The 10,388-nt window shown below is 67.8% G+C and carries 8 protein-coding genes and 6 pseudogenes; 11 read left to right on the top strand and 3 right to left on the bottom strand.

Features of this window, described 5'->3' with window-relative positions:
• The first annotated feature begins 7 nt into the window (after positions 1–7).
• Positions 8–469 (top strand): annotated as a pseudogene (locus IPN02_16430) (sodium-independent anion transporter).
• 194 nt (positions 470–663) lie between these two features.
• On the opposite strand, the gene IPN02_16425 reads toward IPN02_16430, so the two are convergent.
• The gene (locus IPN02_16425; GenBank protein MBK9298385.1) at positions 664–969 is read right to left on the bottom strand and encodes a hypothetical protein; all 306 of its coding nucleotides are present in this window, start codon (positions 967–969) and stop codon (positions 664–666) included.
• Between the two features lie 140 nt (positions 970–1,109).
• Between IPN02_16425 and IPN02_16420 the strand changes: the two genes are divergently transcribed.
• The 3 genes from IPN02_16420 (at position 1,110) to IPN02_16410 (ending at position 1,796) form a co-directional block, all read left to right on the top strand.
• The gene (locus IPN02_16420; GenBank protein MBK9298384.1) at positions 1,110–1,322 is read left to right on the top strand and encodes a DUF2071 domain-containing protein; all 213 of its coding nucleotides are present in this window, start codon (positions 1,110–1,112) and stop codon (positions 1,320–1,322) included.
• On the top strand, positions 1,280–1,474 hold the full coding sequence (locus tag IPN02_16415; GenBank protein MBK9298383.1) for a DUF2071 domain-containing protein: 195 nt from the start codon (positions 1,280–1,282) through the stop codon (positions 1,472–1,474). The genes IPN02_16420 and IPN02_16415 overlap by 43 nt, the downstream gene beginning before the upstream one ends.
• A gap of 94 nt (positions 1,475–1,568) precedes the next feature.
• On the top strand, positions 1,569–1,796 hold the full coding sequence (locus IPN02_16410; GenBank protein ID MBK9298382.1) for a DUF2071 domain-containing protein: 228 nt from the start codon (positions 1,569–1,571) through the stop codon (positions 1,794–1,796).
• On the opposite strand, the gene IPN02_16405 is transcribed toward IPN02_16410, so the two are convergent.
• On the bottom strand, positions 1,754–2,056 hold the full coding sequence (locus tag IPN02_16405) for a hypothetical protein (GenBank protein ID MBK9298381.1): 303 nt from the start codon (positions 2,054–2,056) through the stop codon (positions 1,754–1,756). The two genes, IPN02_16410 and IPN02_16405, sit on opposite strands and share 43 nt — an antisense overlap.
• A 192-nt stretch (positions 2,057–2,248) precedes the next feature.
• Complete coding sequence (locus IPN02_16400; protein ID MBK9298380.1) at positions 2,249–2,704, bottom strand: GAP family protein; 456 nt, start codon at positions 2,702–2,704, stop codon at positions 2,249–2,251.
• Between the two features lie 387 nt (positions 2,705–3,091).
• Between IPN02_16400 and IPN02_16395 the strand changes: the two genes are divergently transcribed.
• From IPN02_16395 to IPN02_16365, 7 genes and pseudogenes are all read left to right on the top strand, one after another.
• Entirely contained in the window at positions 3,092–4,084 is a 993-nt protein-coding gene (locus IPN02_16395; GenBank protein ID MBK9298379.1) for an FAD-dependent oxidoreductase, read from the top strand.
• 116 nt (positions 4,085–4,200) lie between these two features.
• Positions 4,201–5,203, top strand: a pseudogene (locus IPN02_16390) (NADP-dependent oxidoreductase).
• A gap of 87 nt (positions 5,204–5,290) precedes the next feature.
• The gene (locus IPN02_16385; protein ID MBK9298378.1) at positions 5,291–5,707 is read left to right on the top strand and encodes a VOC family protein; all 417 of its coding nucleotides are present in this window, start codon (positions 5,291–5,293) and stop codon (positions 5,705–5,707) included.
• A gap of 116 nt (positions 5,708–5,823) precedes the next feature.
• Positions 5,824–7,196 (top strand): annotated as a pseudogene (locus tag IPN02_16380) (acyl-CoA dehydrogenase family protein).
• Positions 7,197–7,276: 80 nt separating this feature from the next.
• Positions 7,277–7,802 (top strand): annotated as a pseudogene (locus tag IPN02_16375) (VTT domain-containing protein).
• A gap of 55 nt (positions 7,803–7,857) precedes the next feature.
• Positions 7,858–9,370, top strand: a pseudogene (locus IPN02_16370) (L-serine ammonia-lyase, iron-sulfur-dependent, subunit alpha).
• 143 nt (positions 9,371–9,513) lie between these two features.
• Positions 9,514–10,385 (top strand): annotated as a pseudogene (locus IPN02_16365) (FTR1 family protein).
• Positions 10,386–10,388: the final 3 nt, after the last annotated feature.

The raw sequence follows: 10,388 nt of genomic DNA, 5'->3' as shown, positions 1-10,388 counted from the left end.
GTGATCAGGGGCGTTGCCGTCGTCGCTGCCCACCCCCTCGTTGCCGGCATTCGACGCCGGAGTCGTCTCCGACCTGTTCGGTGCGGTGCTGGCGGTGGCGGCTCTGGCTGCGCTGGAGAGCCTGCTGTCGGCCAAGGTCGCCGACGGGATGGCCGAGGTGGGGCGACACGATCCCAACCGAGCTGATCGGCCGGGGCCTGGCCAACATGATCGATGCCGCTGTTCGGCGGGAGTTGCGAAGCCCACCGGGGCGATCGCGCCCGAGACCGCGGTGAACGTCAAGGCTGGTGCCCACACCCGGGTGGCTTCGATCGTCCACTCGCTGGTGCTGATCGCGGTCGTCATTCGTCAGGTCTGGACTGGTGGCGGACATCCCGCTGGCAGCCCTTGCGGGGTGCTGATCGTGACAACGGTGCGCATGGTCGACGTAGGAAACGTTAACCACGGTCGCACGGGTGACCAGGTCTGATGGAGTATCCTGGCTGGTGACGGCGGTGGTGACCGTCGGGTTCGATCTGATCCCTGGCCGTGCAGGTGGGAATGGCGGCGGCGGCGGTGTTGGCGCTGCGTCAGCCCGCAACGCACGTCGGTGCCCGTCGCCGAGCCGTTGCCCGCTGCTCGACGCTGACACCGCCTCGACGCTCCGGGCCGAACACATCGTGTCTATCGCCTGGACGAGGCGCTGTTCTTCGGTGCATTTGCAACGCTTCCTCGGTAGAAGCTGGCCTCGATCGACGAGGTGCGGGTGAAAACGAATCCTGCGCCTCCCGGAGCTTTGCAGATGCTCGACCCCACGGCGGGGCGCAGGCCTTGGGCGAGATCATCGACGAGCTCGAGCGACGCAACGTCACCGTGCTGTTGAAGGGCCCACGCCCGGAGCATCTTCGGATCCTGCAAGAGGTAGGGGCGATCGACCGCCTTGCCCACGAGAAGCACCTTTTCGACGCGACGGACAAGGCCATCGCCCATCGCGGATCCATGCCGAACGGGTCGCGGCTGACGGCCTCGACCAGGCAGCACCGCCGCACTGCGGCACCCCCTGGGACGATCGCCGAGCGCCCACCCCGAGCCCGTCATCGCCGATCCTCCCCTGGACCGGCCGAACGATCATGCGTCAGCAGTGGGCCGAGCTGGCCTACTTCCATTGGGCCTACGAGCCCGAGGTGGTCCAGCGGCTGCTCCCGCCCGACATCACCGTCGATACCTTCGACGGACGAGCCTGTGGGGCTGATCCCCTTCGAGATGCGCCGGGTGCGTCTGGGTCCCACGCCCCCATCCCCTGGTTGGGGACTTCACCGAGATCAACGTCCGCACCTACGTGACCGATGCGCTCGGCCGCCGAGGCGTGTGGTTCTTCTCGCTTGACGTGCCCCGTTCGCCGATCGTCGCAGTGGCGCGCAGCCTTCGCGTTGCCGTACTGCTGGGCGAAGACGCGCGCACGAGCGTGACGCCGACCGCCAGCGCTACACGATGAGGAGGCGCTGGCCCCGAGGCTCGAAGCCGAGGCCGACCTGGCCTTTCGTCGGCACCCGCCTCGGTGACGACGAGGTCGGCGACCTGGAGCACTTCTGTCCGCTCGTTGGGCTCTGCTCACCCGTCGGCGACGCCAACTGCTCTACGGCCGGGTGGACCACCAGCGCTGGCCCCTCCACCGTGTCGACGAAGTCGACATCGACCAAACGGTCGTCGAGGCCGCCGGGCTGCCCAGGCCCGAGGGCAGCCCCCATGCCATGTACTCGCCCGCCGTCGACGTTCAGGTGGCCTGGTTCTCCAAGGTGTCCGGCCCGGCGGTTTGACCCCGCTCAGGAGCCGACGGGTCGACGGTCGCCAGTTCGTTGATGCGGCGCAGCGCCAGCGCGCAGATCGCCAGGTACGGCGCCACCGCAAGCGGGACCCCGAACCTCGCCCGGCACCGGTCGGCACCGAGCGACTCCACCGAGTGTGCGGTAGCGGGGAGCCCGGCAACCTTCCACGCCCAGGCGGTGTTGGCCTCGAACTCGGTGATCGTGAAGCTCAGGTCGACCCCCGACTGCGGTGGTGACCCTGCCGGTCGCACCAATGAGCGCCTTGCCGTCGAGGGTGGCGCTGCGCACCGATGGCCCCGCAGTCCGGCCACCGCTCCAAGTCGCACAACAGCTGCCACACCAGCGGCGCCGGGGCGTCGATGTCGCGGTGGGTCCACAGCCGCCTCATCGACCCAACGTACCGCTCGAACTTGTCGAACGAAGCGGCGATGCGCCGACCAGCGCTACCCCCCCAACGCCCCCACGCCCTGCCCGAGCAGTTTTGCTCCCAGCACGAGCAGCAGGATCATCATGATCGCCGAGTTGTGTGCAGACATGAAGTCCTTGATCGAGCCGAGCGGGCCGGCGGCACGTTCGCTCGCGACCAGGTAGAACAGCACCGGTCCGGCGACCGTCAGCGAACCGATGACGACGAACACCGCCATCGTGATGGCGCTGTCGGCATCGCTCAGCCCGGCCTGAGCGACGCTGGCGGCCGCTGCGGCGGTGAGGGCCAGGTTCTTCGGGTTCACCCCGGAGAGCAGCGCGCCGAGCCCGAGCGACTTGCCTGGCGTGAAGGTGTCGATGGTCGCCATCCACTTGGGCAACTCCGCTTCCTCGCCGGGCTGAGGACGCGAGCGCCACTGCTTCAGGGCGAGAAGCAGGAAGAGCACCCCCATCACCACCTGGAACCAGTTCACGCCGGTTGATGTGGCGCTGTCCGATCCGATGCTCCGGACGTCAGGGCCAGGACGATGGCCGGGAGAGCGATCACCAGCCCGGCGATCCAGCCGATGGCGAACACGAGCCGGTGCTGCGGGCCTTGGGGTGCCCCAGCATGAGGATGACGGCGATGATCGGGACTGGCTGAGCGCCACGCCCAACGCCGACGGGAGTAGGTCACCAATAGCTTGGATCATGGCTGGGCCACCTCGGTTTGGGGTTCCGGTCTGGCGTGGGACGGGAGGGTTGTCCCGCCTGCCCGACCTTCGTGAAAAGTACTCGAAGCAGCCGGCAGCGCCTTGGCTTTCTGTGCCCACGACGATCCGTTGTCACCGACCGACCGTTCGGGCAGCGACGGTGCGTCCGTGGCAGTCACCCGGCGCAGGATTGGCGGCGCGGAATCCGCTCATCAGCTGCCCGAACGGACCGAGGTCGCCATCGTCGGCGCAGGTCTCGCCGGGCTGGCAGCGGCGCGCCAGCTCACCCAGGCCGGCCGGGATGTCGTCGTGCTCGAGGCATCCGATGGCGTCGGGGGACGGGTGCGCACCGACCTGGTCGACGGGTTTCGGCTCGACCGCGGCTTCCAGGTGCTGCTGACCGCCTATCCGGAGCTGGAGAGGCAGTTCGATGTCGACGCCCTCGAGTTGCGCCGCTTCGAGCCGGGCGCGCTGGTGTGGAACGGCACCGCGATGCACCTGGTCGGTGATCCGATTCGTCGGCCCCGCACTCTGGTGAAAACCGGCCTCGCCCCGATCGGCACGATCGCCGACAAGGCCAGGCTGCTGCGCCAGCGGGTCCGCCTGGGACGAAGATCGGGGTCGGACCTGTTGCGCCAGAACGATGTGTCCACACTCGAAGCGCTGCGTGGCGAGGGCTTCAGTCAACGAATGATCGACGGGTTCTTTCGGCCGTTCGTCGGCGGCATCCAGCTCGATCCGGCGCTTCAGACCAGCCGACGCATGTTCGACGTGGTGTTGAAGAGCCTGTTCGCCGGAGCGGCTGCGGTGCCCGCCGGTGGGATGCAGGCCATCCCGAACCAGATGGCGAGCGGTCTCCCGCTGGGACGGTCCACCTTGACGCCAAAGTGGGGACGGTGCGAGCCGGCGAGGTGGTGCTCGTCGATGGCCGTGCACTGGCAGCCGATCGTGATCGTCGCCGCCGCAGGGTCCTGGCGCGGCGGCGCTGCTCAGCCTGCCCACGGTCGGGTCGAAGTCGGCATCGTGCGTGTGGTTCGGCGCCGCAGCGCCGCCGATCCCGGACCGCTACATCGTCGTGGACGGAACCGGACGCGGCCCCGCCTCAACATCGCCGTGATGACCAACGTCGCCCCGAGTACGGCCCGGCCGGATCGGCACTGATCTCGCCGCCTGCCAGGGGGCGCTGTACTCCGGTCGGCGCTGCGCCGAGGCAGTGCTCTTCAGCCTGGCGTAATTCTCCCGAGAATCGGTCGACGTCGGCACGTACACTCGCCGCGATGAACGAGACGAACCGCCAGGTTGTGTTGCGCAGCCGCCCCTCAGGGCTGGTCGCCGATGAGAACGTCGAGCTCGTCGAGACCGACGTACCAGCGTTGGGCGACGGCGAGGCGCTGGTACGGACCAGCCTGGTGGGGATCGATGCGGCGGTGCGCCCCTGCCTGACGATCAGCCGGGCTACCTGCCGCCGATGCAGTTGGGCGAAGTGGTCCGTGCCGCCACGGTGGGCGAGGTGGTCGCCACCAACTGCGAGGGCTACCAGGTCGGCGACGTCGTCACCACCCTCGGCGGCTTAGCGACTACTCGATCGCCCGCGACGATCTGTACACGACCGTGATGGGCCGGGTGAGTGAAGGTACCGCCGGCATCGATCGTGCCGGGTTGCTCGCCGTGTTCGGCTCGACCGGGGCGACCGCCTACTTGGCATGCACGACATCGGCAAGCCTCAAGCGGGGAGACCGTGCTGGTCAGCGCAGCGGCCGGCGCCACCGGGTCGATCGCCGGTCAGCTGGCCAAGGCGGCGGGTGGCGGGCTGGCGGCTGCCCGACGAGAAGTGCACCGCCGTCGTCGACGACTTCGGATTCGACGCCTGCATCAACTACCGCACCGCCGACCTGCGGGCGGCGCTGAAGGAGCAGTGCCCGATCGCATCGACGTGTACTTCGACAACGTCGGCGGGCCCATCCTCGACGCGGCACTCGGCCGGCTGGCCATGAACGCACGGGTGGTGCTGTGCGGCGTGATCTCCAGCTACGTCTCAGGCGAGCACCCCGGCCCGGCCAACTACGTGAAACTGCTGGCGATGCGGGCCCGGATGGAGGGGTTCAACACTCTCGACCACTGGGGCCGCTTCGACGAGGCCAACGCCGAGCTGCGACGGCTCTTCGACGCGGGGGAGCTGAAGTACCGCAGCCACGTGTTCGAGGGCTTGGACCAGGCGGTGCCGGCGCTGAACGCCCTGTTCGAGGCACCAACATCGGCAAAACGTTGCTGCGACCCTGAACCTTCTCGCAACCGGCCGATGAGTTTGGGCGGCCCAGACCGTCGTCATGGGTAACCAGCCAGAACCCCAACGCTCAGGAGCACACGATGTCCTTCACTCCCTACCTCAACTTCGGCGGCAACTGCCGTGAAGCGTTCACCCGCTATCAGGAGATCTTTGGTGGCGAGCTGTCGATCATGGCCATGTCGGACATGCCCGGCGACGAACCGCTTCCCGAGGGCGCTGACAACCTGGTCATGAACGCCGCCCTCAAGTTTGGCGATCACCTGTTGATGGCCTCGGACGTGTTCGACATCGACAACTTCGGCGCCATGCAGTACATGTACGTCAACTTCACCACCACCGATCTCGACCAGGCCGAGCGGGTCTTCGAGGCGTTGGCCGACGGCGGCAAGGTCGAGATGGCGATGGGGGAGACCTTCTGGGCGCCCCGCTTCGGGGTGACGGTCGACCGCTTCGGTACCCCATGGATGGTGAACGGCGAAGCTGCTCCCGAGGAGTAGACGCCCCGGCACTGGGTGCGAATGCGTTGACGACCTGCTGCCCGCCGAGCTCCCCGGCTGAACAGCCATAGGATCACCCGACAACACTGGAACGAACACGCACGGGGCACACGCACATGGCTTGGGATTTCTCGACCGAACCCGAGTTTCAGGAAAAGCTCGACTGGGTGGAGCGGTTCTGCTGCGAACAGGTGGAACCGCTCGAGTTGGTCTTCCCTATGCGGTGCGGGCGAGGGACCCCAAGCTGAAGGCGTTGGTCAAGGAGCTTCAGGACCAAGGTGAAGGAACAGGGCCTGTGGGCGCTGTTCCTCGATGAGGACCTGGGCGGGCCGGGGTTCGGCCAGCCAAGCTGGGCCTGCTGAACGAGATCCTCGGCCGCTACGGCTCGGCCCTGTATCTTCGGCGCGGGCGCCCCCGACACCGGCAACATCGAGATGCTCGCCGCCTACGGCACCGACGCGCAGAAGGAGCGCTGGCTGACCCCGATGCTCAACCAGGAGCTGTGGTCGGCGTACTCGATGACCGAGCCCCAGAGCGGGTCAGACCCCAACCTGTTCACCACCCACGCGGTGAAGGACGGCGACGAGTGGGTGATCAACGGCGAGAAGTGGTTTACCAGCGCCGGGCGGGTGGCCGACCTGCTGTTCGTCATAGCACCAACGGCATGTTCGTCGTACCCCGGAAAACCCCGGCGTCGAGAGATCATGCCCGAGCCCCGCAACCACAACCACATCATCTACAACGACGTGCGCATCCCCGCCGATCACCTGCTCGGACCCGGAGGACGGCGCCAAGGTGCTGGCCCAGCGCCGCTTGGGCGGCGGACGGATCCACCACGCCATGCGCACGATCAGCCAGTGCAAGCTGGCCTTCGACATGATATTGCGAGCGTGCGCTCAGTCGCGAATCACACGGCAAGATCATCGGCGACCACCAGATGGTGCAGGAGAAGATCGCCGACAGCTACGCCTCGATTCGAATGCTGCGGCTGCTCGTGTTGGAGACCGCCTGGAAGATCGACAACACGAGCACCCAGGAGGCGCGCACCGACATCGCCGCCGTGAAGTTCACGATGGCCAAGGTGCTGCGCGAGGTGTCGTTCAACGCGCTGCACATCCTCGGTTCGCTCGGCACGACCAACCTCACCCCGCTGCAGGCGATGTACGCCACCGCACCGACGATGGGCATCGCCGATGGGGTGGACGAGGTGCACAAGGCCACGGTCGCCCGCAACGTGTTGAAGGGCTACCGACCCCACGAAGGCAATTGGCCCACCGAATACCTCCCGGCCAAGCGCCAGGCGGCCTGGGAAGCCTTCGAGCCGCGCTTCGTCGAGGATCCGCAGCTGCGCGAGATGGCGGAGGGATACGCCCCTACATTGCCAAAAAGGGTTGAGGTTCGACCTCCGGTGACGCGGACGAACTCCAGAATTGCGGCCCTGATCGCTCTGCGCTGGTTGCGATCGCCTTCGTGGCGCTCGGCGCGCTGAGCTGGATCGTCGAGGACGGCAACGTGCAGGGCCTGCTCACCGACACCGGAGCGGTCGGGCCGATCATCTTCGTGGTGGTGATGTGGGTGACCCAGCCCTTCGGTGTGCCGGGTTTCGTCTACATGGCGCCGGCGGGCATGGTGTGGCCGTTTCCACTGGCGATCGCGCTGTCGTGGATCGGCAACATGGGGTCGAGCTACCTGGGCTTCGCGTTCGCCCGATGGGTCGCCCGGGATTGGGTGAAGGCCCGCATCCCGCCCAGAATGCACGTCTTCGACGCGCGGCTGGCCGAGGGCGGGCTGACGCCGATCGTCGGGCTGCGGCTCGTGTTCGGCCAGCTGCCGCCCGCCGACTGGCTGCTCGGGGTGACCAGGGTGGGCACGCCCACCTTTCTCCTCGGCACCGGCATCGGCATCATCCCCGGGCGGTGGTTGCGGTGGTGGCGGCGGCGGCCTGATCCGCTTTCTCCTCAACCTGCCCGCAGCGACTGCCGTCGCCGCGGTCGCTGCGCTGGCGATCGGCGCCGCCGGCCTGGTGCTGTGGCGGCGGCATCGACGGGGAAGCCGACCGGTTGGGAGGCCCCACAGCGACCAAAGCCCAGCCTGATCGCAACCACGGACGGTGAACGTTGCGGGTCTGGGTGTGCTTTGGCTAAGGCCTGATGGAAGTGCTCAGCGTGTTCGACATGTTGAAGGTGGGCATCGGGCCGTCCAGCTCCCACACGCTCGGCCCGTGGCGGGCAATCCAGCGCTGGTTGGCCGAGCTGGACCAGTCGCTCGGACCGGACGGTGGGCTCACCGCAGTCGAACGGATCCAGGTGCACCTCTATGGCTCCTTGGCACTCACCGGCCGAGGCCACGCAACCGATCAGGCGATTGCGTTGGCGCTGCTCGGCCACGACCCCGAGACGGTCGACGTCGACGACATTGGCAACCTGGTGGCGGCGCTCCGCGATCGACGGTCGCTCAGCTTGGACGGACGCTCTGTCCCAATCGCCTTCGACCTGGACTCCGACATCGTGTTCCACCCCGACGAGTGCCTCCCGGGGCACGCCAACGCCATGACGTGCGTGGCAAGCGCCGGGGGTCGCTCACTGAAATCGACCTACTTCTCGGTGGGAGGAGGTTTCGTACTCCGACATGACGAGCTGGGTGACAACGAACTCGGCGAGGAGGGAACCGACAAGCCGACCTTGCGGTACCCAACCCAGAAACCCGACGACCTGCGCTCCCACTGCGTCGCGACGGAGGGGCGCATCGCCGACGTGGTGTGGACGAACGAGCTGGCGTGGCGCACCCCCGACGAAATCCGGGCCGGTCTGGACGCGCTGTGGCAGGTAATGGTCGAGGGTGTGTACCGCGGCTGCCACACCGTAGGCACCCTGCCGGGTGGGCTCGGGGTTCAGCGCCGAGCGGCGCCGCTGGTGCGGCTGCTGCTCAGCGACGACCGGATCGACGACGACTCGCTCGCCGAAGGCGCGCTCGTCGACGAGAACTCGGTCGACGCCTGGCTGGAGCGTATCCGGGGCGGCGACCACGACTTCGGCCAGGTGCTGCAGTGGATCAGCGCGTTTGCGATGGCGACCAACGAGGAGAACGCCAACCTGGGCCGGGTCGTCACCGCCCCGACCAACGGCGCCGCCGGCGTCATCCCGGCCGTGCTGCTGTATTACCTGTGCCTCGCCGACGACGTCGACGACCGTTCGGCCCCCGACGCCCGGATCGTGGTTCACGACTTCCTGCTGGTCGCCGGCGAGGTCGGTACGTTGTTCAAAAAGGGCGCCACGATTTCGGCGGCGATGGCGGCTGCATGGCCGAGTGGAGTGTCGAGCGCCATGGCGACGCGCCGCAGCGCTCACCGAGGCGATGGGCGGCAACCCCGACCAGGCGCTCATGGCGGCCGAGACTGCCATGGAGCACCACCTGGGCATGACGTGCGATCCGGTAAGCGGCCTGGTGCAGGTGCCCTGCATCGAACGCAACACGATGGGGGCGGTCAAAGCGATCAACGCCGCCGGCCTGGCGATCGCCGGCGATCCGGCGGCGGCTCGGGTGACCCTCGCCGAGGTGATCGACACGATGCGCGACACCGCCGAGTCGATGTCGGACCGCTTCAAGGGAGACGTCGCTGGGCGGGCTGGCGGTCAACGTGTCGGTGCGGGTTCCGAGTGTTGAACCGCCCACGTCGACGTCTCCGAAACGATTGGACCGGGTGGTTGCATTCCTGCCGGGCATCGTTGTTAGGCTCCCCTTGCAACAGGCCGGACGCATCCTTGATGGCCGCCCGGCTCCACGACGACCCACGTTGGAGGCCGCAGGTGTTACAGACGTTCCTCACCGGACTGCGAGAGGGCCTCGAGGCAGCTCTGGTCGTCAGCATCCTGTTGACCTTCCTGGTCCGTGCCGAGCGGCGCACCGCATCGCAGCACTGTGGGGCGGCGTGGGAATGGCGATCCTCCTGTCGTTCGGGTTTGGAGCGGTGTTGCATTTCACCTCGGCCTCGATGAGCTTCGAGGCCCAGGAGGCGTTCGGCGGGATCCTGTCGATCGTGGCGGTCGGGTTCGTCACCTGGATGGTGTTCTGGATGAAGCGGGCCTCGCGCACGATCAAGGGCGACCTGCACGGAAAGATGGAAGCCGCCCGCTCGGCGCGCTGCCGGAGTGTTCCTGGCGGCGCGCTGGCCGTCGGTCGGGAGGGCCTCGAAACCGCCCTGTTCCTCTACCCGACCTTTCAGGCCCAAGGGGCGGGGGGCAGCGCCGGCGATCGGCGCCGTGCTCGGCATTGGCACGGCGGTCGTCGCCGGCGCTTCATCTATCGCGGCACGGTCCGTATGAACCTGGCGGCGTTCTTCAAGTTCACCGGTGCCGCGTTGATCGTGATCGCTGCGGGGGTGCTCGCCTACGGGGTGCACGACCTGCAGGAGGCGGGCATCGTGCCCGGCCTCAACACGCTGGCCTGGGACCTTCAAGGCTACGACGTGACCAGTTGGTACGGCACCCTGGTCAAGGGCATCTTCAACCTCGGTCCCCAGATGACCGTGCTCGAGGTGATCACCTACGTGGGCTACCTGGCCCCGACCATGTACCTGTTCCTGCGCAGCCCTCAGCCCGAGCGGGCAACCGGCGTCCCGTCGCCCGCCCCGGCCGAGGTTGGGGCACCGACTCCCCAGTCGGCCGCCGCATCGCACTGACCC

Source organism: Candidatus Microthrix subdominans, from assembly GCA_016719385.1.
Lineage (GTDB): Bacteria > Actinomycetota > Acidimicrobiia > Acidimicrobiales > Microtrichaceae > Microthrix > Microthrix subdominans.
The sequence above is the reverse complement of the archived record's forward strand: the minus strand, read 5'-3'. Positions and strand labels throughout refer to the sequence as shown.